We start from the raw sequence: 26,290 nt of genomic DNA, 5'->3' as shown, positions 1-26,290 counted from the left end.
TTCGCGAGAGGGCGAGCTGCGAAGACGAACCCCCCGGGCTTAGGCCCCCGGGGGGTTCGTCGCGTTCAGGGCCTGTGGCCCTGTGACTGCTGTACGAGCAGCCACGGCCCCGGCCGCCCCTCTGCGGGGTGGCCGGGGCCGTGGTCGTTCGTCCGGAGCGGGTCAGCTCGTGCGGCGCTGGGGACGCAGCGTCTTGAGCGGCACCGGCGGTGCGCCCAAGGGCGCCTCACTGTCGGGCAGCTGCGCGCGTCGGGTGTCGGCGTCGCGGACCGCGGACTCGGTCGACGCCCACTTCATCTCGCGCAGCAGCCACAGGGGCCGGCCGTTGCCGGGCTCGTCGTCGGTCGTCGCCGTCTGCTTCTGTGCAGCGATCTGGCTGACGGCCGAAGCGGGCGCGACCTTCGGCCTCCGCAGCACGGTGGTCTTGCGGCGGTGAACCGTCTCCGAGTTGCCGTCCTCCAGGCGCTCCTGCCACTTCTTGACCGTCACGTCGATGGTGACCAGGCGATTGCTGCCCAGTCGGCAGCGGACGGCCGGAGCCGTACCCGCCAGACCGGTGTCGTGCGGCACCACCTTGGGCTTCTTGGTCTGAAGGCCGGTGATCGGCACCCACGTATTGCAGTCGGGGCAGATCAGCGACGCACAGGTGGGGCGCAGGTCGTACTGGTGGGGCTTGAGGGTGGAAACGGCAAGCGGCACGCGGTTGTTAACGGTGCGCGAGCGGGTCCGGCTCCAGCGGGGACGGGCGGTGCGCTCAAGGGTGGAAGCAGACATCTGGGCTCCTCATGGGCGGAGAGGCAGGGAGCGGGTCGCGATGCTCTCTCGGCCCTCCGGGCCGCACGGCATGGGCCGGCGCCCCGCAGGACAGACAGCGCACAGCGCTGCGACGTGCACACAGTGGTCGCGGCCGTCAGGCTCCGGGGGAGTTCGATGGTGCTCTCGCGCCCTCAGTGACCCGAGGACTACCCCGGCCGCCCCGAAGGGCGGACGACTTACTGCTGCAACGCTCTACCTGACGGCTGATTCGACGAGATAGCGGTCGACCGACGCCTTGGGGATACGCAGCCCACGACGGCGCAGTGCTCCGTTGCCGAGTAGGTGACCGTTTAGGCGCTTCTCGCGGACTAGGCGTCGAACAGTCTGGGGGTGGAGGCGCAGGATCTCCGCTACCTCATTTGCGTCCAGCAAATCGATCTCCCGGGTGTCTGCCACCGGCTTCTCCCTAACTAGATCTACACCTCCCCTAGGGGAGATGAGCCCCATTGAAGCCCACTCCCCTAGGGGAGTCAAGCGCGCAGAGCGAACACGCGTGACGGAACGCAAAAAGCCCCTGTCAGCGCGGCGCTGACAGGGGCTCACAAGGCTGAACTCAGTCGGTGAAATCATATTCCATGACAAAGCGTGAGGCGTCGAGCAGCATGTCGTTCACTTCGACGATCCGCCCTGTGGCGTCGGCCGCGGTACGCACGATGTGCATGACGGGCGTACCAGCCCCCATCGCAAGCTGGCCAGCCTCCTCCGGAGTCGGCATCCGCGAACGCAGCTCTTCACGAAAGCGCTTGGGTTCGTGCCCCAGGTCGGCCAGGCGTGCATAGATTCCGCCAGGGCCGGTGTCCACCTGCATGACGGGCGAGTTGGCCACAAGGTCCAGAGGGAGATAGGAGACGGCGGTCATGACCGGAACGCCATCCACCAAGTAGACCCTGGAACGTACACAGACTCGGTCGGTGCTGGCCAACCTCATGGTTCGGGCGATCCCGGCGGGCGCGAGTGCCTCAATGGGCTCATCGGCCACAGGTTCCATGGGGCGGTCGTGTACGTCGACAGACCACATCGACTGGCCACCACCCCACAGTTCCTTGGAGAGTCGCCGAGTTGCGTTGCGGCGAATTGGCTCGAAGGACCGGACGAAGAACCCCTTGCCGTGCCGGCTCTCCAGTACCCCCTGATCGCGCAGGGAGACCAGCGCGTTGCGAGCCGTCATTTTGGAGACGTTATGGTGTTCTTTGAGCTCCATCTCGCTGGGTGCTCTCTCGCCAGGCCTGAGAGCTCCGTCAAGGATCTTGGCGCGCAACTCTGCGGCGATCCGCTGAAATGCGGGCCGCTCGCGATCGTTTGGCGTCGACTCGCCTGGCAAGAAATCCTCCTCGTGACTCTCCTAGGGACACGCTAACGCGCGCCAGTGAGCGTCCACGCACGGGCGCCCCCAACTGCGGAGGTCGCCTCCCGTGCCTATGCTCCCCTAGGGGAGCATAGGATGCCAAGTGGAGGGTCCGCCGCGCGCCCTTCCCTTTTGTGCTGTCAGCCAGTGCATGAGGTAACCGCAAAGAGCTCGGCTAGGCCGCCTGACACGCCGCCAAACATCCAGCCGTCATCACTCTTCGTGTGTAGCGTTCGCGTAACTTCTAATCCTGTTGCTGCAGAGAGAGGTCTCGATGCCAGCGCCTGACCCGGTCGACGATCTGCTCGCCCAAGCTGTCCGGTTGCCTGAACCTGCAGTCCGAGCGCGACTGCGACAAGCCGCCTCCCTGACGCAGGCGGAAGTCGCAGCCGCAGTTGGCGTGCACCGCATCCAGGTCGTGCGGTGGGAGAGCGGTCAGGCGGAACCTCGCAACCCGCAGCGACGGGCGTATGGGCGCCTACTCGAACGGATCGCCACACGGCACCCCGATGTCCTTGAAACTACGAGCTGACCAATCGTGCCCTAAAAAACGCCGAAGCGGCCCCGTCGCCACAACGGGACCGCTCCCTAGCAATCGACTCGCAGGCCTTCACACCCGAGTCGTGTCCGGTGAGGTGACCTCGCCGGGGTGATGCCCGTGGACCATAGGTCCGCGCAGTCACCTGTACCCAGAATAAGCGGACCGCCACGCGGTACGCCACCACCTGGGTGTCTAGTCAGGTCACATCTGCTGGTCACGGCTCCCCTATCAGGGGAGATCCACCCATCATGTTCCGCTCGCACCGCGCCGGCCGCAGGGTCCAGGCAGCCTCTCTGAGGGGTTTCTCTGGCCTCCGTGTCCCCTTTGGAGTTGCGCCCGCCCTTGGGGTGGGTATGAAGATCACGCTCGGCCTCACCCTGGCTCGCACTATGGGCGCCACTCAGGGGCTCGCCCGATGACGAAGCCTGAGTCTGCGAAGGGCCACCCGACCTCCGCAGAGAACGGACAGCCGGTTGAGCTGTATCCGCCGGTGGACGACGACGGGTGGCACGCCAGCCAGATCCGCGACTGGGTGGCGGTGTGCCCTCAGCTGAGCGAATCGGCGGTCCGCCTGTACCTGATCATGCGCGCCCTGGTGATCGAGAAGCGCGGCCCGGTGCGCAAGCTCACCCTCTGGGAGCTGTGCCACCTCCTGCCCAAGAAGCGGGTCGGGCCGGGGGAGCCAGCCTCCCCGTCGAGCGTGTCCCGGATCCGGGAACTGCTGCACCAGCTCACAGCCATCGGGCTGGTGACGACGCCGGAGGGGCACCGGATCACGACATCGTCGCGCGCACTTGCGGCCGGACGGGGCCTGCGCATCCGCATCAATCTCATGCCGACGAAGGACTACACAGGCCCTCGTAACGTCTTCGACGTCCTCGATGACGTGCGAGAGGCGGCGGAGAAGTCGGCCCGGCAGGCGCGTGCCCGGGAGCTGGAGCTGGCGGCGAAGAAGCGGGCCGAGAAGGCGGCCGAGAGTGCGGGTCAGAATTCTGACCCGCACCTCCCGGGTCGGAATTCTGACCCGTTGGGTCAGAATTCCAGCCCAATGGGTCAGAATTCTGACCCGGATTCGGGCCCTGACCTGCATGATCGCGAACCCCCGCTCAGTCCTTCCGCTAAGACTTCCCGCTCAGACGTGCCGCCGACCTCCGTCCGTCCATCCGTGCAGGTAGAGACCGCACACGAAGCACGGACGGACGGTCGGGGCAGCGGCATCGATTCGGAACAGGTCCAGGGGCCGGCAGCGGCCGGAGGCCAAGCGCCCCATGGCGGCAGCGGTGATCTCACCACCGTGACCACGATGGCCGGAGCGGCGGCGGAGCCCGGTTCTGCGCAGCCGGACAACTCACCCGGGGTCCGACTACTAATGGACGCGGCCGACGACCAACTCCGCGCTGACTTGCTACGGGGGACCGCCATGCGGGATCAAGGACTGATGGTCACTGGACTGCTGGAGGCCGGTCACAGCGCCGAGCTGCTCCGTGAGGTGATCAACCATCCGATGCCGCACCCGCTCCAGCGGACCCGGAGCGCGGTGGTCGCGGGACGCCTGCGGAAATTGGCCTCGCTGCCCGCCCAGCAGCTGTGGGCCACCCTGCCCGGCCAGACCGGACCCATCGGTCCGGCCGTGCCGGATCCAGGAACGCGAGCGGAACGTCAACGCGGGGAAGGCTCCTCAACCTACGCTCCCGCCGCGTGGCAAGATGTGCAACGGGACCTGGAGCGCCAGCCCCGGTCCCTCGAGGACTGCGTGGCCGACGACGGCATGTGCCCGTACCTGGCCGTGAGCGGCGAGACGTTGTGCCCCGAACACCTGGGGTGGCCGAAGTGCCCCGGTTTCAGCGTCTACTCCTGCGCTCACCGCACCCGTGACGGCAGCCGATGCCGCACCTGCCACGATCAGGCGTTCTACCAATACGTCGCCGACACGCTGCCTGCTACCGAGGACGGGTCGTGCCCCGGACACAGCGGCCCCTGCGGCAAGCCGGTCGTCACTCTGGGCTTGTGCCGGAGTTGCCGTTTCGCGGCGGAGGTCGACCGTGACCGCATCGAGCGGGAATGGGCGGCCAGCCTGACCAAAGCGGTAGCCACCGCTGAGGCACAAGAGGCCCAGGAATCCACCCACGTGCCGTTCTGAGAGGCGATCTCTGCGCCGACGCCCCCGCGGCGCTGAGCGGGGCGGAGATCGTCGCCCAGAAGGCAGTCCGGCGATCTCGAGCCCGGGCAATGCCAGTCGGCACCCCGCCCGCGCATACCTGATGCGGAGTACGCATATGCCCAGCACAGGGCAGACGTTACGGCTCACGGTCGCGGCCCTGATGCTGCGGACCGGGGAGCCCCAGGCTGATCTCGCCGTCGGCCTGGGGCTGAGCCAGACCCAGATCAGCCGGGAACAGTCCGGGGCGACACACTTGCCCAGGACGATGGTTCTGAACAGGGTCCACTCGCGCGAGCGGCGGGTGAGGAAGTCGCGGTCGGGGATCACCGCGGTCATGGTTCGGGCCGAGGAGACGAACCCGCGGTCGGTCAGCAGGTCGGCGGCCCGGCGGTCCAGACGGCGGCCCACCGCACTGTCCGCCATCGGCATCTTCGCCGCGCCGGACGGCTGCCACCAGGTCGGATTCGTCCTCCTCGGCAACGTTCTCCTGGGTCTGTAGGTAGCGGGCGAAGCGTCCGTGCTCTGCGGGCTCCTCGTCCAGGTGCGGGCCGGTCATGCCGCCCTCCCTTCCGACCGCTCGGCGAGGCGGCAGCGTTCGAAGCGGGCGCCTGCCCGGACCAAGGCGATGAGGTGAGGTGCGTTCACAGCACGCCAGCGTTGCTGCGCAGACTCGATGAGTTTGAAGACCCTGGCGAGTGCGGCGGCCTGGCTGCCGGCGCCCTTGGTGAGGTTCTCAGCCGGACGGTGGCGAAAGTCGACTCGATGGGTTCGTAGTCCGCAGATGGATCCAGTGCTCGGCGGGATAGTCAAAGAACGCCAGCAGTTCGTCCTCATCGTCGACGATCCGCTTGACGACCTTCGGGTACTTCACCCCGTACTGCTTGGCGAACGCGGGCACCGGTCCCGCAGGCGGGACCATCCCCGCGGGTGCGGGGAGCAGTGGGAGTGGTACGGAACACCCAGACCACGGCGACCCCCTGCGCGACCACCCCCCTCAGCGGCACACCCCCGCGTCGGCGGGGAAGACTTCCTGTCCGGCCACGGGTACGACGGCGAGATCGGAACACCCCCGCGTCGGCGGGAAGGACTCACCCTCGCCGACGGGATCGGCGAGACCAGCCGGATCACCCCTGCGTCGGCGGGGAGCACGACCAGTTCCTCGTCGAGCAGGCCGTCCTCACCGGATCACCCCCGCTTTGGCGGGGAGCACGCACTCATCTGGCGCCGGGCGATGTCGCTGTACGGATCACCCCGGCGTCGGCGGGGAGCACTGCGCGTCCTCGCCCGTCGACTGGGCGATGCCCGGATCACCCTCGCGTCGGCGGGGAGCACGAACGAGACCGGAACCGGACGGCAGGCCCAAGCGGATCACCCCCGCGTCGGCGGGGAGCACTGTGACGTGCCGCAGCAACCGGGCACCCCGAACGGATCACCCCCGCGTCGGCGGGGAGCACAACGAGGACTACCCGCTGAAGGCCATCGCCAACGGATCACCCCCGCGTCGGCGGGGAGCACGCCGTTTCCGGTGCTGGTGCCGGAAAGGGCTACGGATCACCCCCGCGTCGGCGGGGAGCACTTGCGTACGTTCCGCGACGCCTTCCTCGCCAGCGGATCACCCCCGCGTCGGCGGGGAGCACAACCCGCTGATGTCCGCCCGCGTCTTCAAGAGCGGATCACCCCCGCGTCGGCGGGGAGCACATCCTGTACGTCGGCGACCGCGTCGACAACGACGGATCACCCCCGCGTCGGCGGGGAGCACAAGCTCAGGCAGTGGCAGCCGTGACCGCTGCCCGGATCACCCCCGCGTCGGCGGGGAGCACTCAGCTGGCTTTTCAGCTGGCCTTTCAGGTTGCGGATCACCCCCGCGTCGGCGGGGAGCACGAGATCGGCAACCGGCAAGCCCTGGTCGCCGTCGGATCACCCCCGCGTCGGCGGGGAGCACCGACTGCCGGGGGAGTGGTCCCCCCGGTTCTCCGGATCACCCCCGCGTCGGCGGGGAGCACCGAGCCCACAGGCTGGGCTGGCGGCGGCGGGGCGGATCACCCCCGCGTCGGCGGGGAGCACTTGAGTCGGACCCCGGGGAAGATCCGGAACGACGGATCACCCCCGCGTCGGCGGGGAGCACTCCTGCGCGGTCAGGTCGACGATGCTGGCCAGCGGATCACCCCCGCGTCGGCGGGGAGCACGTGCCGGCCCCGATCACCGGATACGCGGAGCGCGGATCACCCCCGCGTCGGCGGGGAGCACGCACTCATCTGCGAGCTCGCGAGCGGGCTGTACGGATCACCCCCGCGTTGGCGGGGAGCACAGGACAAGCACCACCGCCGCGACGGCGTCTCGCGGATCACCCCCGCGTCGGCGGGGAGCACGGTGACGAGCTCCTCGTACGCGGTGAGGGACGCGGATCACCCCCGCGTCGGCGGGGAGCACAAGCAGCAGCCTTCGAGTACACCCTCCACGGCCGGATCACCCCCGCGTCGGCGGGGAGCACAAATCCGGCGGCGTGTGACACTCCGGTCCGAACGGATCACCCCCGCGTCGGCGGGGAGCACGGCCAGATCGACGTCGCCAAGCTCCCCGTCGCCGGATCACCCCCGCGTCGGCGGGGAGCACGCGCCCTCCGTCAACCGGACCGTCGCCCGCTCCGGATCACCCCCGCGTCGGCGGGGAGCACTCTTTCTGACCTGCGCCTTAATGACGCCTTTGCAGATTCTTTGCCCAGCAGTTGATCTTGGGGGGCGTGGTCATGTTGGCAGATTACACGCGGAGTTGGGGGAGTTCATGTTCGTGCGGTGTGGTTGTGTCGCGTGTATCAAGGCGGGGGAGTCGGAATGATGCGCGAGCCGGATGAGTCGGTGTGGGGGAAGTCGCGGGGCCTGGAGAGGCCGTATCCGTTGGTGCGGCATCTGCTGGATTCCGCCGCGATGGCCGGGTACTTGTGGGATGCGTATCTCTCTGAGAGTCAGCGGGCTCATATTGCTGCGGGGCTGGGGGTGGCTGATGATCCGACGCGCGCTCGGTCGCTGGTGGCGTTGTGTGCGGGTTTGCATGATGTCGGGAAGGTGTCGGGCTTTCAGTTCTGCGATGCGCGCGGCCGGGGCCAGCTGAGTGAGGTTCTGGTTGCGGATGCAGGGCAGGCCGAGGTGCAGCGGGTGGGGCACGCACTGGCTGGGATGCAGGTTGCGCCTGTGCTGTTGACGGCTTTGGGGTTCAAGGAGGACGGGGCGGGCGGCGTGTCCGCGCTGGAGCGGGTGGCGGAGGTTATCGGCGGGCACCACGGTGTGTTCGGCGCCCTTGAGCGCGAGGTGACGGATACGGCGGCCTACCAGGCGCTGTTCGGCGGGTCGCGGTGGGCGGATGAGCGTGTTGCCCATGGAGCGTCGGTGTTCGGCCTGCTGGGGGGACCGCGGGGGCCTGAGGTGTTCGAAGCGTCTGCGGCGGTTCTGGTGACGGGGGTGGTGGTTCTGGCTGACTGGCTGGTCAGTCAGGAGTACTTCCTCCTTCGGCGCCAGCGCGGTCGGCGGATGAGGCTGAGGGAGCATTTCGCGGAGTCGGTTCGCCTGGCGCCGGGACTGGCCCGTCAGGCGGGGCTGGCTCCGGTGGAGTTGGCACGGAAGGAGTTCGGGCAGGCGTACGGGATCGCGGGAGGCCCCAATGCGCTGCAGTCCTCGGTGGTGGCGGGCTTGGAGAAGGCGCTGGCCGCGCCAGGAGCGGGGCGTGCCGGAATTCTTGTGGTGACGGCTGCGCCGGGGGATGGGAAGAGTGAGACGGCGCTGGAGGCGGAGCGGGTTTTTGCCCGGGTGTGCGGGACGCGTGGGTTCGCGTTTTTGCTGCCGACGATGGCGACGAGTGATCAGATGCATGGGCGTGTGGCGGGGAGTCTGGTGCGGCAGGGGGGTGGGGGCGGTGGGCTGACGCTGTCGCACAGCATGGCGTGGCTGAGTGCCGCCTACAGCGACCAGGGCTCGAGTGGGGATGGGGGTGTGCTGGTCGGTGCGGAGGAGCATGTTCCGGGGGTGGGGCCGGTTCAGTGGCTGCGCGGTTCGAAGCGGGCGCTGCTTGCGCAGTGGTCGGTGGGGACGATTGACCAGGCGCTGATGTCGGTTTTGCCGGTGCGGTACAACGCGCTGCGGTTGCTGGCGTTGTCGGGCAAGACGGTGATTGTGGACGAGGCGCATGCGTACGACCCGTACATGCAGGTGTTGCTGGGGCGTTTGCTGAATTGGCTGGGAGCGTTGGGGGTGCCGGTGGTGCTGTTGTCGGCGACGCTTCCCGTGTCGATCAGTGACCGGCTTGTGCGGGAGTACCTGCAGGGGGCCGGGCACAGTTCGAGGGCGTTGAAGGGCTGTTCGTTCAGGGTGCCGTATCCGGGCTGGCTGTATGTGGATGCGGTATCGGGTGAGCAGGCGTCGATCGGTGAGGAGGATCTGGCGCTGCAGGTGGGGGAGCGTGCGATGGATCTCGCCGTGACGGTCGAGCCGGTGAATCACCTGGAGCCGGCGCAGGGGGGTGCCAGGGCGAGGCTGGCGGTCATCGAGCGCCTGGTGGATTCGCTGGTCACGGGTGCTGATGGGGGGTGTGCGCTGGTGGTGTGCAACACGGTGGACGAGGCGCAGGACACCTTTGTCTGGCTTCGGGACCGCTTGCGGAGTCGTGGTCTCGAGGGTGGGGGTATTGAGCTGCTTCATGCGCGGTTGCCCGCTGATGTGCGGGAGGCGCGCACCATAGCGATCACCGGGGGGCTGGGCCGCGATGGTGGCAGGCCGGCTGGGGGTGGTCCGGTGCGGCGGATTGTGGTGGGTACTCAGGTGGTGGAGCAGTCGCTGGATCTTGACGCGGATGTGGTGATCAGTGACTTGGCGCCATTGGCGCTGTTGTTGCAGCGGGCAGGGCGCTGCTGGCGTCACGAGTCGTGGTGGTGCGTGAAGGGGCGTCCTCGGGGGCCGAGACCGTTGTGGGCGGCCGGCAAGGGCGGGCCTCACTTGATCGTGCTGGATCCGCTTGCCGGCGGCGGGGCGGTTCCGGTCCGGTGGGGCAGTGTTTACCCGGAGTACCTGCTGCTGGAGACGTCCAGGGTACTGGCGGACCGGGACGGGGGCCGTATCGCGATTCCGGGTGAGGTGCAGCAGCTGGTGGAGCAGGTGCATGGTGACCGTGCGGAGCGCTTCGACTGGGAAAGTCCGCGCTGGGAGGCGGCATGGACGGCGCAGCAGGGTGATGAGTTCGCCCAGCGTAGTGTCGGCGAGAGCATTGCTATTCCGCGTAAGCGGTCCGTGCGGCGTCTGTACCAGCTTCACGAGCGCGGTGTCGCTGACGAAGGGCAGGCGGCGACCCGGCTCGGTGCCGACTCGGTGCGCCTGCTGTGTGTGTTTGAGCAGGAGAACGGGGGTGTCACGCTGGATGTCGTGGGTGATGTCCCGCTGCCCGGTCCGGGAGGTGACGGGCGGATGTCGATCGAGGCGGTGCGCGCGGTCATGAAGCGGACCGTGCCGGTGCGTGCCGACTGGTTTTCTCCGTCTGCGGTGGAGTTCGCGGTGCCCGAGGTGTGGGCAGGGCACCCGTTCCTGGGTGAACTGGTCGTGCTGCGTCAGGCGGTCGTGGGTGGTGAGGTGCGCCCCGCCGTGGTGCTGGGGAAGGCCATTTCGCTGGATGCTGAGCTGGGCATCGTGCGCCGCTGAGCCGGTCGGGCCGGCGCCCCCGCATCGGCGGGGAAGGGGTAGAGGTGAACGTGACCACCCCGAGTCGAACGGGATCACCCCTGCGGCGGCAAGGATTCGCTGCCCTGGTCGAGGGTCGCTGCGGGCCGGATACCCGGATGGCTGCTCGCGCTCCATCGGTGGCCCAGCACGGTAACTGGTTCGTGAGCGACTTCTGAGGTTGTTGTGTCGCCGTGTCGTGTTTGACGGTCGCGGTACGTAAAAGGCTTCCTACCATGCATAAACCACTCCAAGGCGAACCTTCCAGATATTTCTTCACGGGGTCGCCTTATGTGCTTGAGTCGCCAACACGCCCTGACACCAACCGCGTTGTCAGTGGCGGGTGCTTGACTGCGCCTGCGTTGCCCCGGCCTCCTCACCGTGACCCGGGAGGCATTGCCGTGGGCTGCGCTCGATGTGGATGGGGGAGGTTTTTGTGGGTTTCGATGTGCGTGATGAGCCGTGGATTCCGGTGCGGCTGCGTGAGCCGGTGCAGGTTGGCGCGGTGGGGGAGCGGTCGGTGCGGCTGGGGATGAGAGAGCTGTTCCGGCGGGCGCACGAGATCGTGGATCTGGAGGTTCCGTTACCGCCGTCCGCTTCGGGGCTCCTGCGGATTCTTGCCGCTCTCACGGCGCGTATCGCCGGTCATGGCGGGGTCCGCCTCGATGACGTTGATGTCGCCGAGGACGTGGAGGACTGGGTCCGGCTGCGTGCCCGGGTGCTCGAGGCCGGCCGGTTCGACGCGGACGCGGTGGATGCGTACTTCGATGACGAGGCGCTGGCGGGACGGTTCGATGCGTTCGACCCGGTGCGGCCGTTCCTGCAGGATCCACGGCTGGCCGAGCAGTGCGTGGACAAGAAGGGCAAGCCGAATCCGTCAGGGATCAATAAGCTTGTTTTCGGGCGCCCGACGGGTGTGAACGGTGCCGTTCTGTTCGGGCACTTCAATGACGGTGATCCTGTGCCCGTTCCGGCTGCGGAGGCGCTGTGGCATCTGATCGGCCAGCTCTATTACGGCCCCGCCGGGCAGTGCACGCCGCGACAGATCACCGCTGAGCGGGCGGGCAGCGGAGATGCGGGCCCGTTGCGCAAGACGGTGTCCTTCCATCCGTGGGCACCGGACCTGTTCACTTCCCTCGTCCTTTCCGTCCCGGTCCCGGGTGCGGGGGGAGTGGATGCGGATGAGGACGACGCCTGCCCGTGGGAGGCCGATGCGCTTCCCGATCCCTTGGGCCCGGCCGTGCCCGCCACGTGGCCTGGGCGTCTGCTGACAGGCCGGGCCCGTCACGCCGTCCTCCTGGTCCCCGCAGGCCATCAGATGGTCGGCGACGCTTATGTGTCGTGGTCCACGCATGCACCTGCTCCCGACGTCCGTGACCCGTTCCTGGTCCTGGACCGGCCGCGCAACGGTGAGGGCCCGGACTTCCCGCGGCTCGCGAACGGCCGGCGGGCGCTGTGGCGGGACCTGGACGCGCTGCTCCTGAAGGATGTACCGGGGCAGTCGAAACGGCCGCTGATCCTGCAGGACGTACCACGCTCGATCGCCCCCGTGCTGCGGGTGCGGGCCTACGGCTTCGACCAGGACGGCCAGCAGCGCGACAGCGGATGGTACGAGGCCACCACCCCGCCGGTGCTGGGCTGGCAGGAGGACGTCGACGCAGCCCAGGCTTTGCGGGTGCGGGCCTGCCGGCAGGCCGCCGAGGAGATCGGCGACCGGCTGTCATTCGCGGCCCGCCTCGCCTGGAAACTCACCATCGACGGTGGCGAGGACATGGCGGAGAAAGTCCGCCTGGACCGGAAGAAGCCCGGCCCGTGGGACAGCCGGGCCCTGGCCGTGTTCTGGCCCCGTGCCGAGCAGGTCTTCTGGACACTGCTCACCACGGATGGGGCGAACAGTGCCCCGCACCGCCCCTTCGCCGACGCGGCACTTGACGCCCTCGACGATGCCATCGGCATTATGCGCGCCGACGTGCGCGTCGCCCGGGCCCGCAACCGGGCCCGCAGGACCATTCGGACCGCGGTGCCACGCCCCGCCCCCGCAGCCTGAATCTCCCCTCCCGTTCCGCCCTCTCGGTGACACCCGGCCAACAGCCCGGCTGCCCGGGACGCCCACCACGTCATTGACCTGCCCCGACGGAGACCCCATGCCTGATACCCGGCCAACTGGCCCCCCACAGACCGACGACGAGCCGCGCTACTCGGAAAAGTACGTGAACCACATCAAGGAACTGTGCGCCCGCGACCACCGGGCGCGTGCCGCGTTGCGCAGCGCGGTCGCTCGCCCCGTCGAGCGCAGCCCCCGCTCACACGCCTACCTGGTCCGGCGACTGCCCGACAACCTGTACCCCGACGACAAACGGGCCTACTACGCCATCGCCGCGCTGATCGCCGACCGCCCCCGCCTGGCCCGCGACACCGAAGCCGCCAACCGGCAAGAAGGAGAGCCGGGACCAGCCACGGGCGTGGCGGTGCGTGGATGGTGGAAGCGGCCGACCCTGGGCACCGCCCTGGCCGACGGGGTCAACAAGCGCCTGATGAAACCGAACACCGCAGAGTCCGACCTGCACCTGATGGCCCGCCAGAGCAGCGAGGCCCTGCACACCCGCCTGCCCTCCCTGCTACGCCATCTGCAAAGCGGAGGTGTGCAGATCGACTGGCCGGTGCTGCTGGAGAACCTGGCCTGGTGGGACCGCGACCGGGACCGGATTGCCACCCGGTGGATGGAGTCCTACTTCAGCACCCTGCACGACGACGACTCCGCCACTGACGAAGACGCCGCACAGACCGGCTGACACCGCGCCTCTTTCATGGCCGCCCTGCCCGGCCCCGCGACCCTTCTGTCGTACCTCGGACCCCATTCTCAGAACTTTTCGTCGAAGGAGACGATGCCCGATGTCCGTGTTCGCTGATTTCCACGCACTGCAGTCAGTGCCCGTTGCCAATCTGAACCGCGACGATCTCGGTTCACCGAAGAGTGTCAAGTACGGCAACGCGTCGCGTCTGCGGGTCTCCAGCCAGTCCTGGAAGCGGGTGATCCGTCACGGCGTCGAGGCCGACCTGGGGGAGAAGGCCGCCCGCACCCGGCTGGTGCCGGTCAAGGTCGCAGAAAAACTCCGCGACCAGGACTGGCCCGAGGACCTTGCCGCATTCGCCGGAGCCCAGGTCGCCGCATCCGCCAGCGCGAAGAAGCCCCTCAAGGTCGAGCAGGCCGGCCACACCTCCGTGCTCCTGTTCCTCCCGGAGAGCGGCATCGAGGAGCTGACCACCCTGTGCACCCTCCACCGCGAGGCACTGGAAAAGGGGCTGGGGAAGAAGAACCCGGGCGCCCTGTTGCCGCCCGCACACGTCGAGGAGATCCTCAAGCGCCGCACCGCTTCCATCAGCCTCCTGGGCCGCATGCTCGCCGAACTGCCCGGAGCGAACGTAGACGGCGCAGCCCAAGTCGCTCACGCCTTCACCACCCACGCCGCGGAGCCCCAGCGCGACTACTTCACCGCAGTGGACGACTGGCTTCCCGTGGACGCGACCGGCAGCGGCCACCTGAACACCGCCGAATTCGGCGCCGGCGTCTTCTACCGGTTCGCCTCCGTCAACCTCACCGATCTGATCACCAACCTCGACGGCGACGCCAAGGCCGCACGCACCGTCCTGGCCTCATTCGCCGAACAGTTCCTCATGTCACTGCCCCAGGCCAAGAAGAACAGCACCGCCCCGCACACTGTCCCCGACCTCGCCTACCTGGCCGTTCGCCGCCACCGCCCCCTCTCCCTGGCCGCCGCATTCGAGACCCCGGTGCGCGCCGACAACGCCGGAGGATTCTCCGGACCCTCCCGCCAGGCACTGGCCGCCTACGCCCGCGACATCCACCGCCTCACCGCGGACGCCCACCGCCCCTTCCACGGACACGCCGCCGTGAGCGGTAACACCCTCGAAGGGATCGGCGAAGAACATCCCTCGTTCGCCGGCCTCATCGAAGCAACCGTCGACGCCGCCCTCACCGCCCACGGCAGCCGACCGTGAACGGACTCCTCCTGCGCCTGGCCGGCCCCCTGCAGTCCTGGGGCGAACGCTCCGCATTCACACCCACCCGGGAAACCGCCCCGTTCCCGACCCGCTCCGGGCTGCTCGGCATGTTCGCCGCCGCCGAGGGCCGCCCCCGCACCACCGCCCTGGCCGACAACCCCTACGCCGACATCGTGCTCACCGTGAGGGCCGACCGGCCCGGCACCCTCCTCACCGACTTCCACACCGCCGGCGGCGGACTGCCCGATCCGCTCACCGCCGCCACCAGCGGCGGCAAACACAAAGGCGCCGCAGTCATCACCCGCCGCGACTACCTCACCGACGCCGTCTTCGTCATCGCCGTCCAAGCCCCCGACACCACCCTCAACCGCATCACTCAAGCCCTCACCACCCCCCACTGGGCCCCCTACCTGGGACGACGCTCCTGCATCCCCGACGAACCGCTTCTACTGCGCCCCCACTGCACGGACCCGGTCACACAGCTCCTCCACCACGTCCCCCTAAGCCCCGACCCCGCCACCCGCGCCCCCACCGATCACGAGCACGGCACCGTGCCGGTCCGGTTCTACTGGGAAACCCCACCACCACACGACCGCGGTCAGGAGACGATCCAGCTCAGCTCCTATGACCAGCCCGTCAGTTTCGCCCCGCACGCCCGAGCCCACGCCCGACGCACGCTGTACCGCACCACCGAGCACCTCCCGGCCCGGCTCCTCACCAGTCAGACCGACACCGGCAACCGGCCCTCGCACCAGGACAACCCGCCCCTGCAGGAGCGGCTCATCCGCTACGCCCTCAACACACAGGAGACCGTCGCATGAGCCCCAGTCCTGCGGTCCTCGCCCGCATCCGGCTCAACCCCCACCACCGCGCCGTCCAACGCGACATCCACGACGCCGACCAGATGCACAAGACCCTCATGCGCATGGTGCCCGACCATCTCGGCGACCACGCCCGCCAGCAGACCGGACTCCTGTACCGCCTCGACACCGACGACGACGGCCACACTCTCCTCGTCCAGGCCGCCCACCCCCTGAACACCGCCGGCCTGCCCCACGGCTACGGAAACGCCGACACTCGAGAACTCGCCCCCATGTTCCAGGCCCTCCACGACGGACTGGGCGTCCGCTACCGCATCGTCGTCAACCCCATCAAACGCGAACGTCTCTCGCTGGACCGCAAGAACGAACGGGGCCGCACCCTTCCCCTCAGCGGACCCGACGCCGACCAATGGTGGCAACGCCGCGCCACCGCCAGCGGCCTGCAACTCCACACCCTCACCCCCCACACCATCGCCCCCGCACGCAGCCGCACCGCGAAACCCGGCATGCGCCATAGCCTCATCCGCTACGACGGCACCGCCACCATCACCGACACCCACGCACTCACCAACGCCGTCCTCAGCGGAATCGGCCGCGGCAAGTCCTACGGCGCCGGCCTCCTCAGCCTCGCGCCCGCACCCACCCCATGACCCGCCCATCCGGCAACGACGCCCGCACACGACTGGCCGCCCCCACGCTCGCCATGCTCCCCCGCATCGCAGACTCCCTCTCCTTCCTCTACCTCGACAAGGTCCGCATCGTCCAGGACGACACCGGCGTCTGCGCCCGCATCGACGTCAACCACGAACGCACCGACCTCGTCTACCTCCCCACCGCCGCCCTCTCCTGCCTCCTGCTGGGACCCGGCGTATCCATCACCACCCGCGCCCTGGCCACCCTCGCCCGCCACGGCACCAGCGTCATCTGCACCGGTAGCACAGGCGTCCGCGCCTACGCAGCGATCCTGCCCGACTCCCTCACCACCCACTGGCTGGAGCGTCAAGTCACCGCCTGGGCTGACCTCAACCAACGACTCAGCACCGCCACCCGCATGTACGACCTGCGCTTCAGCCCCGACCAGGCACCCTCCAACGCCACCCTCGACCAACTCCGCGGCCTCGAGGGCCAACGCATGAAATCCCTCTACAAAATCCAGGCCGAGCAACACGGCATCGGCCGCTTCCGACGCAACTACCACCCCGACCAATGGGACACTCAAGACCCCGTCAACCTCGCCCTGTCCGCCGCCAACACCTGCCTCTACGGCATCGTCCACGCAGCCATCCTCGCCCTCGGCTGCTCACCGGCCCTCGGCTTCGTCCACACAGGAAAGCAACACGCCTTCGTCTATGACGTTGCCGACCTCTACAAAGCCACCACCACCATTCCCATCGCCTTCTCCCTCCACCAATCGCCCCAGCCCGAACAAGACGCCCGACGCTCATTCCGCGAAGAACTGAGGCTCCTGCGACTCCTGCCACGCATCGTCCGCGACATCCAGAGCCTCCTCGCACCCCCGTCCGACATCGGAGACGGCGAAGACGGCGACGACAGCCCCGAGAGCCAGGACGTTCGCATAGTCCATCTCTGGGATCCCAAAGCCGGCACCCTGCAAGCAGGCGTCAACTACGCACCCGACGGAGACTGAGATGCCGTCCATGCTCGTCATCGCCACCACAGCCGTCCCCGACCACCTCCGCGGCGCTCTCTCACGCTGGACCACCGAAGTCGTCGCCGGAATCTTCGTCGGCAGCGTCTCGGCGCGCGTCCGCGACAGCCTCTGGAACTCAGTAGCCGACGTCGTCGAAGACGGAGCCGCTGTCTTGATCCACCCCGCCCCCACAGAACAGGGCTACACGATCCGTACTGCGGGTACCCGCCGCCGCGTTCCCGAGGACTTCGACGGCCTCACTCTCATGCGTATGACTGGACTCCCACCCACACAACCTCAAGTAAAGGAAATGCAAACCCCTGGCTGAGGTGCAGGTCAGGAAGTGTCCTCCCCGCCGACGCGGGGGTGTTCCGCCGACGGGTCGGCGTGGACCGACTACTTCGGGGTCCTCCCCGCCGACGCGGGGGTGTTCCGAGCACACCGCGTCCACGACCGCGTACTCACCGGTCCTCCCCGCCGACGCGGGGGTGTTCCGTCGGAAGGTCTCGCGACCGGGCGGGGGAGCCTGTCCTCCCCGCCGACGCGGGGGTGTTCCGCTCGTCGCCGAGGCGGTGAAGACCGCCGTAGCGTCCTCCCCGCCGACGCGGGGGTGTTCCGCTCGTCGCCGAGGCGGTGAAGACCGCCGTAGCGTCCTCCCCGCCGACGCGGGGGTGTTCCGCTCATGCCGCCACCCCCATGTCGCTCTGCACAGTCCTCCCCGCCGACGCGGGGGTGTTCCGCGCCCAGGACGGCCCGTGAAACTCCTCAACGGGTCCTCCCCGCCGACGCGGGGGTGTTCCGGCCGAGGCGCGCGCCGGTCAGTTGGCGACCGAGTCCTCCCCGCCGACGCGGGGGTGTTCCGTTGAACTTCGTGCTGCCACCGTTGTAGATCTCGTCCTCCCCGCCGACGCGGGGGTGTTCCGTACGACGTGCCTCTGCGCCTCGCAACCGGGCCGTCCTCCCCGCCGACGCGGGGGTGTTCCGGAGCGGGCGACGGTCCGGCTGACGGAGGGCGCGTCCTCCCCGCCGACGCGGGGGTGTTCCGAGCGTGGTGGCCCCGTCCGCCGACCAGTTCAGGTCCTCCCCGCCGACGCGGGGGTGTTCCGGGCACAGCACCGCAGCGGATGAGCCTCCGTACGTCCTCCCCGCCGACGCGGGGGTGTTCCGACGCTGCCGAACAAGGGGACGTTCATCTCCTAGTCCTCCCCGCCGACGCGGGGGTGTTCCGGCGTCAAGTACGACGACCCCCGCATCCTCGCCGTCCTCCTCGCCGACGCGGGGGTGTTCCGGATGCCAACGGCATCCCCGACCATGTCCAGGCGTCCTCCCCGCCGATGCGGGGGTGTTCCGGCGCGCGAACTGGAGTCGGGATCCGGGTCGTGGCCTCCCCGCCGACGCAGGGGCGTTCCGAGCATGCTCTCCGTCGAGGACGCGAACGTCGGTGCCCTCCCCGTTCCACCCCCGGCTGGACAGGTACTCGACGACCACGCGGTTGCTGACGGCACAGAAGTCCAGGTATGCATCGGTGCGGGCTTGACGTCACCTGATGGGGACGTGGTGCCCAGCCCTCCGGGGTCGGGCACCGCCTGGCCGCTTGGCTTCCACCGTGTTGCCTACGACAGCGGTGTGACGCTTCCCGCGAGCTCGCGTACACCCGCTGTGCGGGGGTGCCGTGCCGAGAGGTCCGTGACGATCTGCTGGATTGCTGGCCGGTCACGTACCTCGCCGGGGCTTGCCCGCAGTGCAGCCAGCAGCTCCCGCGCGGTTTCCGCAGGTTTGCCCCACTGCCACCAGGCACGAGCCAGGTCGGTATGCATCCGGCCCCGGCGCTCGGCGGTCGCGAACTGTGCGGCCCGCAGGTTCCTGCCCGCTTGAAGCGCGGAGCCGGCGTCCCCGAGTGCCCAGTGAACCCCGACCGCGTACAGGTCGACGGCTGCCGGTGTCAGCGGGAACAGGCGACCGCGCGGGGGCTGTTCGGGGAGGCTGCGGGCGGCGCGGCGTGCCTCCTCGATCATGGCCAGGGCCTGTGTCCGGTCGCCTGCGCGGGCGGCGGTGTAGGACGTGGTGCACAGCATCTGTGCGTAGGCGGCTCGCTGCGGCGCGGTGGCGAGGCCGGTGGACTCGACCCCGCCGGCGGCCTGAAGGATCAGGCGTCGAGCGGCGGCGGGCTGGTCCTGGTGCCGCAGCACGATGGACAGTTCCCGGGCGGCGGCCGCGGTCGCGAGTGGTGATCCGGACAGCTCTGCGTATGTCGTGGCCCGGTCGGCTGTGAGCCTGGCCCGGCCGTGCCGCCCGATCTTGATCAGGACTTGCGAGGCCAGCGCGTAGCAGGACGACAGGCGCGCGTGGTCGAGGTCCTGTCGCGACCGGGCCGCGTCGTGAGCATCGCCCAGCAGCTCCGGTAGCAGGCCGAGGAGGGCCGCATGCCGCCCCGCGTCGAAGAGGGCCCGCGCAGTGGCGAGGCGGCCGTCGAGCGGCGCCTGTGTGCCGGACGGAACGAGCGGACCGGCCAGGGCCTCATCTACGGCGAGGAGCAGGGTTGCGGGTACTGCCGCCCCGGCGGTGGCGAGCAGTGTGCGGCGGCGCAATGGGCCCTCCTCGGGTCGCGGACCGACCGACGCAACTCTAGTGGCGGGAGGGGCTGATAGGCCCAGAGCTGCCGATAGTACATTTGACGGCATACCAACCGCCGAAGCTGCCTGTCTGATCAGCCGGAGTTCGGCACGGCTGCCGCGTGTTTCCAGCCGGGAGACGGTGGACGCCGAGCACCCGACCACGGCCCCTAAGTCGTGCTGACGCCAGCCGCGCGACTCCCGGCCCAGCCGGATCAGCCCGCCGGCGTCATGACGGGCTAGCAGGTCCCGCACCTGCGCGGAGTGCCATACGGAGTCCGAGTGCATGCCCGCCTCCTGACCATGGGCCGGGGCCATCCTCCACCGTAGAGCGACAGGAGGACCCCGTATACACCGTGTGCAGGACCTGCAAACGGTGTGCATGCAACCGAAGTTGGAGGCGTTCCGGCTGATGCCGGTGCTGTCCTGTTGCGGAGCCCTCGCCCCAGGGGGCCAGCCGAAAGGGGAGCGCACGATGGCCATCGTTCTGGAACGCACTGCCCGCACTGCCGGTCCCGACTCGACGCCGAGGGATCCGCGCACCTTCGTCCCGGTGGAGCAGTGGACCAAGTTGACCGGTCTGCTGATGCGCGACTATCCGTTCGACTCCGTCATGGCGGAGAGGGTGCTCGGCCAGGCCATCGCCTACCTGATCACGGCCATCGAGCACCGCGGCCAGGGCCTCGGTCTTGGGCCTGGCCGCATCATCGACATCGGTGTGCACACGATGATCCTGGACACGGTGGCGTACATGGAGTTTTGCGAGCGCTACAACGGCGGTGCCTACCTGCACCACGTGCCGTTGGTCGAGATGAAGGTCGACGGCTCGGTCTCGCGGACCGCCGACTTCATCGCCCGCGCCGGCTTCACTGTCGACCGTCCCCTGTGGGCCGCCGATTCCACGAAGTGCACCCCGTGCCGCCCCGGTGAGGACGGACACTGACGACCCGTAAGAAGCGGCGCGTCCCCCGCACCCGTGGGGGACGTTGCCACGCCCGGGAGCGGACCCATTGGGGTGAATCGGCACGAGACCCGACGCCGATCATGACCCACGGGCCAGGATGGGCCGGTGAATCCGTCCTCACACACCCCAGCAGCCCCCGCCGACCTCTGGCAGCACTACGGCGCCCCCTCGCCCGCGGGCAGCCCACGCAGCGTCGATGCACGGATGTACTGGGACTGGTACCAGCGCACCGGACCCGGCGCCGAGATCCTCGGCGACGTCGCCGGACGCACCGTCACCGAGCTCGGGGCAGGAGCAGGCCGCCAGGCCGCCCATGTTGCCGGGCGCACGGCCGCAGCCCGGGTGCTGGCCATCGACAGCTCACCCACACAGCACACCAAGGCCCGCGCCCTGTACGGACACGTTCCGGGAGTCGAGTTCATCGAGGCCGACGCAGCAGATTACCTGCACCGCCACCCCCACGGCGCGGACGTCATCTACTCGGTCTTCGGGGCCGTTGACTTCACCGATCCCCGCGCGACGCTGCCCGCCGCCGCCTCGGCGCTCCGGCCTGGTGGACGGCTCGTGTTCTCCACCCTGGCCCACTACCGCAACGGGACCCCGCCAGAGACCGACTGCCGCCCCGCAGACATCCCCACCCGCACCGGCACCATGCAGCGATGGGTCCTGGACGCGACCGTGTGGGAAAAACTCCTCGGTGAAGCCGGATTCGAGGCTTGCCAGACACAGACCCTGCCCGATCCCGGTGACGACACCTCACTGCCCATGACCACGCTGCTCATCTGCGCGCGCATGCCCGCCGAGCCGGTGTAAGACACCTGGGACGCGCTCGCCCTAGTTGAGGTCGGCGACGGTGGGTTGGGTTACCGCAGGCGAGCGACGCGGCGACAGCGCCAGCCGGAAGCTCATCGGTCTCGCCTCTTCCTTCATGTGCTGACGCGACGGTCCCGCTCAGTTCTGCATGGTCCACTGATATATCTCCCGGTTCTGCCAGGTAAGGGGTGGGGCACATAAGGGGTGGGGCACACGGTGTGGGCGGCCGCATCATCAAGCCCCGAGAGCTCAGAGAGGCGACCCACGCCCTCGGTGGACGCCTGCTACGAGCGGGGGGAGGTCCCATCGAGGTAGGCGAGGACTGACACGGCGACAGGGCCCCGCCCTCGTTGATCACGCAACCGTCTGAGGAACGAAGGGCATCCCTGGCCGTTTTCAAGAATGCGCATCACTGGGACGGGCTCAGTGCGAGCTGGGCAAGCTGCCCTACTTCATCTCCGTGCAGCACTACCTGGAGGCCGAGGCCGAGCACGCCGGGGGCACTGCGGTGGTACCCGACGCGGAGAGCGCCACCAACCAGTTCCTGGGAATGATCGCCAACTACGTCCTGTGGCTGCGGATGCTGCTCGCCGACTGGAGCCCCGCACCTGCCGGCGTTGGCCACGCCGTCGAGGGGGCGGTCACGACGATGCTCGCCCGCTACGGCCGCAGCGCTGGCGACCCGCAGCACTCCTGATGGCTCCGGCACGTCCGCGGGCGCGGACGGTACCCCCCCCCGGACCGTCGGAAGACCGAAGTCGAGACGGTCGACGAACGCGGCACGCTGCTGGAGAGTCTGCGCCACTTCCGACTCACCATCGAAATGAAGTGTGCGGGCCTGGATGCCGACCAGATGGGCGGCGCTCCGTACCGCACGTCCCTGATGTCCATGCTCGGGCTGGTGAGCATATGGCCGAGGACGAACGGCACCGAGGACCAGCAGCGCGGCTGGCAGCCTCGGCAAGGATTCTTCTAGGAGGACCATCAAGGCGGGAGTGGCGAGGCAGCGAACCGGGGAGTGGTCGTCGTTCTCGGCACAGGGCTTGCTCCAGCCGGGCGAGGGAGCCGCCCGCTGAAACGTCAGCCCGCAGCCGGCTCGTTGCCCGAACCGAACAACGGCACGTCACCCGGAACCATCTCGGGGCGCAACCGAAGCCATCGCACGGGATGTCTCCACCGGCCCTTTGAGTCGAGCGATACGTCCGCAGCTACTTCCGCCACCAACACCGGTTCCACCAACTCGACCTGCAGTGTGTCCTTGGTGCCCCAGGCGGCCGAAAAGGTCCACCCTTCCCAGGGGTGCCCACCCGAGGCCGGGGCCAGGAGGGCAGCGAGCGCCCGCCTTGACTGGTAGGACAGGACGGAAGTGCGGCCGGTGTACTGCAGGGCGCCGGCCGTGTCCAAGCGGCCCAGAAGAACGGTCGCGGGCGCGGACAGGGAGCCGCTGATCGCTCCGACGATGGCCTCCGTCGATGCCCGCTGCCTGTACTTTCTCCAGCCGCGGCCGGGTGTGTACTTCTGGTCCAAGCGCTTGAAGACCAGGCCCTCCATCCCCACGGCAGACCACGACAGCCAGTCTTCCGCGAGGGCCGGGTCAGTAGTGGATGGGCACAGTACCCACGGTGCTGCGAGCTCGTACTCGGCGAACAGCGATTCCAGCGCGGCGCGGCGCAGGGCGTATGGGCGGCCGGTCAGATCTCCGTCAGCCCCGTGGTGCAGCAGGTCGAAAGCCACGAAGTGGACCGGCCACGTCGCCGCCAGCCGGGCAGTGGCCGAGCCGATCAGGTTCAGCCGGCCCTGGAGCCGTTCGAAGGCCAGGCGGTTGTTCTCCCACACCACCACTTCCCCATCGAGCCCCACATCCACGGGGAGTGCGGCGGCAGCTGCGGTGACCTCTGGAAACGCCATGGTCATGTCCGTTCCCCGCCGGGAACGGATCATCACCCGCTCGTCCGCATACCGGGCCAAGAGAGCCCGGTAGCCGTCCCACTTCGGCTCCGCAGCGTGCTGGGCAGGCAGGACTGGACTGTCCACCGCGGCGGCAAGCATCGGCTCCGGCAGTGTCCAGTCCATGACTGACACCTATCACCGCGTGGGTGGAGTTCGTTGGTGCCTCGCCCGCAGCGCTCCGTCATGCCCCACACCAGCAGGATTGCCCGGGTCACAGCTGTGCTTTCCTTCGCCAAAGTCCGATGGATGTCGCGCTGTGCCCCGCCATCAGCCCGAGCGATGGGCGGCTGCGGTTCCGGTGATGCCAGGCCCGTAGCGGGCGCGGGCGCGGTCGAGGGCGGCTTCAAGGTCGCGGGCCTTGTCGTCGTGGGTGTCGAGCGTGAGCTGATGCACGGCTTGTTCGGCCGGGAGGAGCCGTTCGGCACGGAGCGAGATGGTGCGGACGCGGGCGCGCTGAAGTCCCAGGCGGGTGAGGAGTGAAGCGCGCGGGTTCCGAGAATCCTGGACACGTACAGCGGCGAACCCGTATGTCGACGGCCGCATTCTGCCGCAGTCAACGGCAGGCTCGCGCTCGTAGTGGCTCTCCGGCGGGGTACGGGGAAGGCGAAGTAGGTGAAGGCCGCGTTGTGGAGGTCGTGGATGGTGAGGAAGTTCGTCGCCGTCGCCGTCGAGCTGTGCGAATTCGCCTGCGGCGTCCGGGGCCGTGGTGCTCCGTGAAGAAACCCGCCCCATATGACCGATTACGCCCCCAGGGCCATCGGATGGTGCGAGGCGGCGCGACTGTTTCACTGCGGCTTCGGGCAGAGTTCATCAGTCGCCGGACGGTCCGGTGCGGGGAGGGAAACCTGATGAGCCAAGATCTGAATGCCGAGCTGTCCCGCATCTACGAGCGCTGCATCGAGCAGGTACGCACGATCGCCGCGCTCGACCCGACCAAGCCCGTCGTGGAATGGGACCAGTACACCTGCACGTCCGCCAACGAGTTCGCGTCGGACGTCGAGATGGCGTGGGTCAGGACTCACCCCGAGCACAACGTGCGTGACACCTACTGGGCAATCATGGGCGGGGTCCCCGTCGAGCGTGAAAGTGTCTCCGGGGATTCGCCTACGCGATACATCACGTACGGACTGACGTCCTTCGCCCGTGTCCTGCAGTGCATCGAGGCCATGCGCGTTGGCCGATTCGACCCGCACGTGTCAGGCGGCATCATCCGAGACGACGAGGACTGAGCCATCCGGGGGACCCGTCCACGGTCCGGGCTCCACTGTCCCGCCCTCGCCTGTGATCGGATCGCCAAGGATCCGCGCCCAAGCGTGTAATCACCGAACCTGCGCCAGACGCTAATTGCGGCCGCCCGGGGCGTATCCCTGCAGGAAAGAGGGCGCGACCATGCGCTGCCGCTCTAGCAGTTGAGGAAGTTCGCGAGCGAACTCCGGATGGGCTGTGGCCCAGTCCGGAGCGTGCGCTACGAACTCACGGCTGTTGAAGACGGTGTAGCGGTTGATATCCGCGACTCGCAGCCGAGAGGCGTCCTGGGGATCACGAGAGATGATCACTGCGAGGCTACTGCTCAGCGGTAGAGTCAGGCGCCGAAAGTTGCCAAGCCCGATTCCGACACCGTGGTCGAAGAATGCGGGAGGAACATCCTCCGGCGGGGTGCCCACCACGCCAGAGAGACAGACTGAGTTGTCGCTAACCAGGAGCCCGCCTCCGCGGGGGCGGTAGCTGGACCAGTGCATGCTGCTGGACAGCAGGGTGGATACCAGGGGATTCCACCGGTCTTTGTAGTGAGCGTCCTCGTCGTTGCGCAGCAGCCACGGCTCAATCACCTGGATGAAGATGAACCCCATCATGCTCGTCTGCAGCAGTTTGTCGGACACCCAGCTGTACTCGTCGTCCCTGGCTGCCTTGCCCATCACGTGCATCAGGAAGCGGCTGCGCTGCCACTGGAGGGCCAGGAGCCAGGCAAGGGCGCTTCGGGCATGGGCGGGTACAGCGCGCTCCCGGCCCTGCACCAGTTCCCTGACGACGGTGGCTGCCTCGCCCTCGATGTTTCCCATGGCCGCCTCCATCGATATGTGGTCCGGTTCCTGACCCGGGCGATAGATCGAGTGGCCGAAGTTGCGGTGTCCGAGGGCGCGGACGGCGGTGGGGAATCGCCGCTCGCTCATCACCTGGTGGGCGACTAGTTGGCCCTTAGGCCCAGCGAAGTGGTGGAGCAGGAACTGGGGTACAAAGTGATGCTTCTTGGCGTGCTGCGGCATAGGGGGACTGTAGAGGGGCGGCATGTGCCGCCGGTCATCCTTCCCAGGGAGCGTGGATGCGACCGGGGTATCGGCTGGCGTAGCGGTCGTAAATCTCGCGGACCTGGGCGTCGCGGCGGGCGAGGTCCTTCTCCGTGAAGGTGACGAAGTCGTCCCAGGGCCCGCCGTCCCACGTATAGACCATGGCCTCGATGTCCCGCATGAGTTGGAGGTGGTCCGGGTGGAAGCGCCATTCCTCCAGGCCGCCAACTTCGAGGTCCACAGCAGTCGCGTCGACGCAATCGGGGTAGATCATCAGGCCGCTGGTCCAGTAGGGGCCTTCCCCGTCGTCATCGTCACGGAGCTCCTTGTCGTGGAAGAACACGGTGGCACTGCCTTCGGCCAGGTCGAAGGCAAGGGCGTAGAGCGTGATGCCGTCAGCCGCCCGATGGTCGGCGTCATCAAGTTCGAGAGCAAGCATGTGTTGCAGCAGTTCGTCTCCCTCAGCCAGGCGCGGATGGGAGAGAGGTGCAGAGCGAGCTGCCGTCGGTCGCTTCGCTCGCTCTGCCCGCTTCGGCTTGATCCGGCCCATCTTCTGCCCTTCGTCGGTGTACCCGGCTAACTGGGGGACCGCCTGACGGTGACGGGCGCGGG

At 68.6% G+C, this 26,290-nt stretch carries 22 protein-coding genes, 2 pseudogenes and 2 CRISPR repeat arrays; of the genes and pseudogenes, 15 read left to right on the top strand and 9 right to left on the bottom strand.

The features are described 5' to 3' along the window. Window positions 1–162: 162 nt before the first annotated feature. From ACIOEW_RS36320 to ACIOEW_RS36310, 3 genes are all read right to left on the bottom strand, one after another. The gene (locus tag ACIOEW_RS36320) at window positions 163–774 is read right to left on the bottom strand and encodes a hypothetical protein (protein WP_401969369.1); all 612 of its coding nucleotides are present in this window, start codon (window positions 772–774) and stop codon (window positions 163–165) included. A 234-nt stretch (window positions 775–1,008) separates the two neighbouring features. Then, window positions 1,009–1,263, bottom strand: coding sequence for a helix-turn-helix domain-containing protein (locus ACIOEW_RS36315; protein ID WP_401969367.1), 255 nt, complete (start codon window positions 1,261–1,263; stop codon window positions 1,009–1,011). Between the two features lie 106 nt (window positions 1,264–1,369). Next, on the bottom strand, window positions 1,370–2,137 hold the full coding sequence (locus ACIOEW_RS36310) for a GntR family transcriptional regulator (RefSeq protein ID WP_401969364.1): 768 nt from the start codon (window positions 2,135–2,137) through the stop codon (window positions 1,370–1,372). Between the two features lie 298 nt (window positions 2,138–2,435). Between ACIOEW_RS36310 and ACIOEW_RS36305 the strand changes: the two genes are divergently transcribed. From ACIOEW_RS36305 to ACIOEW_RS36295, 3 genes are all read left to right on the top strand, one after another. Next, entirely contained in the window at window positions 2,436–2,693 is a 258-nt protein-coding gene (locus tag ACIOEW_RS36305) for a helix-turn-helix transcriptional regulator (RefSeq protein ID WP_401969362.1), read from the top strand. Between the two features lie 424 nt (window positions 2,694–3,117). After that, complete coding sequence (locus ACIOEW_RS36300) at window positions 3,118–4,842, top strand: hypothetical protein (protein WP_401969360.1); 1,725 nt, start codon at window positions 3,118–3,120, stop codon at window positions 4,840–4,842. 136 nt (window positions 4,843–4,978) lie between these two features. Continuing rightward, window positions 4,979–5,362, top strand: coding sequence for a hypothetical protein (locus ACIOEW_RS36295; RefSeq protein WP_401969359.1), 384 nt, complete (start codon window positions 4,979–4,981; stop codon window positions 5,360–5,362). Window positions 5,363–5,415: 53 nt separating this feature from the next. On the opposite strand, the pseudogene ACIOEW_RS36290 reads toward ACIOEW_RS36295, so the two are convergent. Beyond that, window positions 5,416–5,761: pseudogene (locus tag ACIOEW_RS36290) on the bottom strand (transposase); the annotation flags it as partial. Between the two features lie 100 nt (window positions 5,762–5,861). Next, window positions 5,862–7,537: a CRISPR direct-repeat array (repeat unit 29 nt; unit sequence CGGATCACCCCCGCGTCGGCGGGGAGCAC). Window positions 7,538–7,694: 157 nt separating this feature from the next. Here ACIOEW_RS36290 and cas3 point away from each other — a divergent pair. The 8 genes from cas3 (at window position 7,695) to cas2e (ending at window position 17,382) form a co-directional block, all read left to right on the top strand. Continuing rightward, window positions 7,695–10,541, top strand: a complete 2,847-nt coding sequence (gene cas3, locus ACIOEW_RS36285; protein WP_401969357.1) for a CRISPR-associated helicase Cas3' — start codon at window positions 7,695–7,697, stop codon at window positions 10,539–10,541. A gap of 454 nt (window positions 10,542–10,995) precedes the next feature. After that, window positions 10,996–12,606, top strand: coding sequence for a type I-E CRISPR-associated protein Cse1/CasA (gene casA / locus ACIOEW_RS36280; RefSeq protein ID WP_401969355.1), 1,611 nt, complete (start codon window positions 10,996–10,998; stop codon window positions 12,604–12,606). Window positions 12,607–12,703: 97 nt separating this feature from the next. Beyond that, a complete protein-coding gene (gene casB / locus ACIOEW_RS36275) occupies window positions 12,704–13,351 on the top strand; it encodes a type I-E CRISPR-associated protein Cse2/CasB (RefSeq protein ID WP_401969352.1) in 648 nt (215 codons plus the stop codon). A 100-nt stretch (window positions 13,352–13,451) separates the two neighbouring features. Next, window positions 13,452–14,579, top strand: a complete 1,128-nt coding sequence (cas7e, locus tag ACIOEW_RS36270; protein WP_401969350.1) for a type I-E CRISPR-associated protein Cas7/Cse4/CasC — start codon at window positions 13,452–13,454, stop codon at window positions 14,577–14,579. After that, window positions 14,576–15,403: a type I-E CRISPR-associated protein Cas5/CasD gene (cas5e, locus tag ACIOEW_RS36265; protein WP_401969348.1), complete on the top strand. Its 828-nt coding sequence runs from the start codon at window positions 14,576–14,578 to the stop codon at window positions 15,401–15,403. The genes cas7e and cas5e overlap by 4 nt, the downstream gene beginning before the upstream one ends. After that, window positions 15,400–16,053: a type I-E CRISPR-associated protein Cas6/Cse3/CasE gene (gene cas6e, locus ACIOEW_RS36260; RefSeq protein WP_401969346.1), complete on the top strand. Its 654-nt coding sequence runs from the start codon at window positions 15,400–15,402 to the stop codon at window positions 16,051–16,053. The genes cas5e and cas6e overlap by 4 nt, the downstream gene beginning before the upstream one ends. A gap of 53 nt (window positions 16,054–16,106) precedes the next feature. Then, the gene (cas1e, locus tag ACIOEW_RS36255; RefSeq protein ID WP_401969532.1) at window positions 16,107–17,051 is read left to right on the top strand and encodes a type I-E CRISPR-associated endonuclease Cas1e; all 945 of its coding nucleotides are present in this window, start codon (window positions 16,107–16,109) and stop codon (window positions 17,049–17,051) included. Between the two features lies 1 nt (window position 17,052). Beyond that, on the top strand, window positions 17,053–17,382 hold the full coding sequence (gene cas2e / locus ACIOEW_RS36250; RefSeq protein WP_401969344.1) for a type I-E CRISPR-associated endoribonuclease Cas2e: 330 nt from the start codon (window positions 17,053–17,055) through the stop codon (window positions 17,380–17,382). A gap of 17 nt (window positions 17,383–17,399) precedes the next feature. Beyond that, a CRISPR array of direct repeats spans window positions 17,400–18,464; the repeat unit is 29 nt; unit sequence GTCCTCCCCGCCGACGCGGGGGTGTTCCG. 203 nt (window positions 18,465–18,667) lie between these two features. Here cas2e and ACIOEW_RS36245 read toward each other — a convergent pair. Beyond that, window positions 18,668–19,954, bottom strand: coding sequence for a helix-turn-helix domain-containing protein (locus ACIOEW_RS36245; protein ID WP_401969342.1), 1,287 nt, complete (start codon window positions 19,952–19,954; stop codon window positions 18,668–18,670). A gap of 187 nt (window positions 19,955–20,141) precedes the next feature. Here ACIOEW_RS36245 and ACIOEW_RS36240 point away from each other — a divergent pair, with 187 nt between their 5' ends. The 3 genes from ACIOEW_RS36240 to ACIOEW_RS36230 all read left to right on the top strand — a co-directional run bounded on the left by ACIOEW_RS36240 (window position 20,142) and on the right by ACIOEW_RS36230 (window position 22,140). Further along, window positions 20,142–20,609, top strand: a complete 468-nt coding sequence (locus tag ACIOEW_RS36240; protein ID WP_401969340.1) for a glycine-rich domain-containing protein — start codon at window positions 20,142–20,144, stop codon at window positions 20,607–20,609. Window positions 20,610–20,735: 126 nt separating this feature from the next. Next, window positions 20,736–21,443: a class I SAM-dependent methyltransferase gene (locus tag ACIOEW_RS36235; RefSeq protein WP_401969338.1), complete on the top strand. Its 708-nt coding sequence runs from the start codon at window positions 20,736–20,738 to the stop codon at window positions 21,441–21,443. A gap of 382 nt (window positions 21,444–21,825) precedes the next feature. Continuing rightward, window positions 21,826–22,140, top strand: a complete 315-nt coding sequence (locus tag ACIOEW_RS36230) for a TetR/AcrR family transcriptional regulator C-terminal domain-containing protein (RefSeq protein ID WP_401969529.1) — start codon at window positions 21,826–21,828, stop codon at window positions 22,138–22,140. A 383-nt stretch (window positions 22,141–22,523) separates the two neighbouring features. On the opposite strand, the gene ACIOEW_RS36225 is transcribed toward ACIOEW_RS36230, so the two are convergent. Both ACIOEW_RS36225 and ACIOEW_RS36220 read right to left on the bottom strand, forming a co-directional pair. Beyond that, on the bottom strand, window positions 22,524–23,516 hold the full coding sequence (locus ACIOEW_RS36225; protein WP_401969337.1) for an ATP-dependent DNA ligase: 993 nt from the start codon (window positions 23,514–23,516) through the stop codon (window positions 22,524–22,526). A gap of 144 nt (window positions 23,517–23,660) precedes the next feature. Further along, window positions 23,661–23,858, bottom strand: a pseudogene (locus ACIOEW_RS36220) (hypothetical protein); the annotation flags it as partial. Between the two features lie 383 nt (window positions 23,859–24,241). On the opposite strand from ACIOEW_RS36220, the gene ACIOEW_RS36215 reads away from it, so the two are divergent. Further along, complete coding sequence (locus ACIOEW_RS36215) at window positions 24,242–24,622, top strand: hypothetical protein (RefSeq protein WP_401969335.1); 381 nt, start codon at window positions 24,242–24,244, stop codon at window positions 24,620–24,622. Window positions 24,623–24,733: 111 nt separating this feature from the next. Here ACIOEW_RS36215 and ACIOEW_RS36210 read toward each other — a convergent pair whose 3' ends face one another. Both ACIOEW_RS36210 and ACIOEW_RS36205 read right to left on the bottom strand, forming a co-directional pair. Further along, window positions 24,734–25,657, bottom strand: a complete 924-nt coding sequence (locus ACIOEW_RS36210) for a DUF4238 domain-containing protein (protein ID WP_401969333.1) — start codon at window positions 25,655–25,657, stop codon at window positions 24,734–24,736. 34 nt (window positions 25,658–25,691) lie between these two features. Beyond that, on the bottom strand, window positions 25,692–26,117 hold the full coding sequence (locus tag ACIOEW_RS36205; RefSeq protein WP_401969330.1) for a hypothetical protein: 426 nt from the start codon (window positions 26,115–26,117) through the stop codon (window positions 25,692–25,694). Between the last annotated feature and the right edge of the window lie 173 nt (window positions 26,118–26,290).

Origin of the sequence: Streptomyces sp. NPDC087901 (assembly GCF_044742205.1) — a bacterium.
GTDB lineage: Bacteria > Actinomycetota > Actinomycetes > Streptomycetales > Streptomycetaceae > Streptomyces.
Note: the sequence above shows the minus strand (reverse complement) of the source record. Positions and strands in the feature narration are given on the sequence as shown.

What these genes read in the sequence shown, in the direction of transcription:
- ACIOEW_RS36320 (WP_401969369.1), bottom strand. Translation starts at nt 774, where the DNA reads ATGTCTGCTTCCACCCTTGAGCGCACCGCCCGTCCCCGCTGGAGCCGG.
- ACIOEW_RS36315 (WP_401969367.1), bottom strand. Translation starts at nt 1,263, where the DNA reads ATGGGGCTCATCTCCCCTAGGGGAGGTGTAGATCTAGTTAGGGAGAAG.
- ACIOEW_RS36305 (WP_401969362.1), top strand. Translation starts at nt 2,436, where the DNA reads ATGCCAGCGCCTGACCCGGTCGACGATCTGCTCGCCCAAGCTGTCCGG.
- ACIOEW_RS36300 (WP_401969360.1), top strand. Translation starts at nt 3,118, where the DNA reads ATGACGAAGCCTGAGTCTGCGAAGGGCCACCCGACCTCCGCAGAGAAC.
- ACIOEW_RS36295 (WP_401969359.1), top strand. Translation starts at nt 4,979, where the DNA reads ATGCCCAGCACAGGGCAGACGTTACGGCTCACGGTCGCGGCCCTGATG.
- cas3 (WP_401969357.1), top strand. Translation starts at nt 7,695, where the DNA reads ATGATGCGCGAGCCGGATGAGTCGGTGTGGGGGAAGTCGCGGGGCCTG.
- casB (WP_401969352.1), top strand. Translation starts at nt 12,704, where the DNA reads ATGCCTGATACCCGGCCAACTGGCCCCCCACAGACCGACGACGAGCCG.
- cas7e (WP_401969350.1), top strand. Translation starts at nt 13,452, where the DNA reads ATGTCCGTGTTCGCTGATTTCCACGCACTGCAGTCAGTGCCCGTTGCC.
- cas6e (WP_401969346.1), top strand. Translation starts at nt 15,400, where the DNA reads ATGAGCCCCAGTCCTGCGGTCCTCGCCCGCATCCGGCTCAACCCCCAC.
- cas1e (WP_401969532.1), top strand. Translation starts at nt 16,107, where the DNA reads ATGCTCCCCCGCATCGCAGACTCCCTCTCCTTCCTCTACCTCGACAAG.
- cas2e (WP_401969344.1), top strand. Translation starts at nt 17,053, where the DNA reads ATGCCGTCCATGCTCGTCATCGCCACCACAGCCGTCCCCGACCACCTC.
- ACIOEW_RS36245 (WP_401969342.1), bottom strand. Translation starts at nt 19,954, where the DNA reads ATGCACTCGGACTCCGTATGGCACTCCGCGCAGGTGCGGGACCTGCTA.
- ACIOEW_RS36240 (WP_401969340.1), top strand. Translation starts at nt 20,142, where the DNA reads ATGGCCATCGTTCTGGAACGCACTGCCCGCACTGCCGGTCCCGACTCG.
- ACIOEW_RS36225 (WP_401969337.1), bottom strand. Translation starts at nt 23,516, where the DNA reads ATGGACTGGACACTGCCGGAGCCGATGCTTGCCGCCGCGGTGGACAGT.
- ACIOEW_RS36215 (WP_401969335.1), top strand. Translation starts at nt 24,242, where the DNA reads ATGAGCCAAGATCTGAATGCCGAGCTGTCCCGCATCTACGAGCGCTGC.
- ACIOEW_RS36210 (WP_401969333.1), bottom strand. Translation starts at nt 25,657, where the DNA reads ATGCCGCAGCACGCCAAGAAGCATCACTTTGTACCCCAGTTCCTGCTC.
- ACIOEW_RS36205 (WP_401969330.1), bottom strand. Translation starts at nt 26,117, where the DNA reads ATGCTTGCTCTCGAACTTGATGACGCCGACCATCGGGCGGCTGACGGC.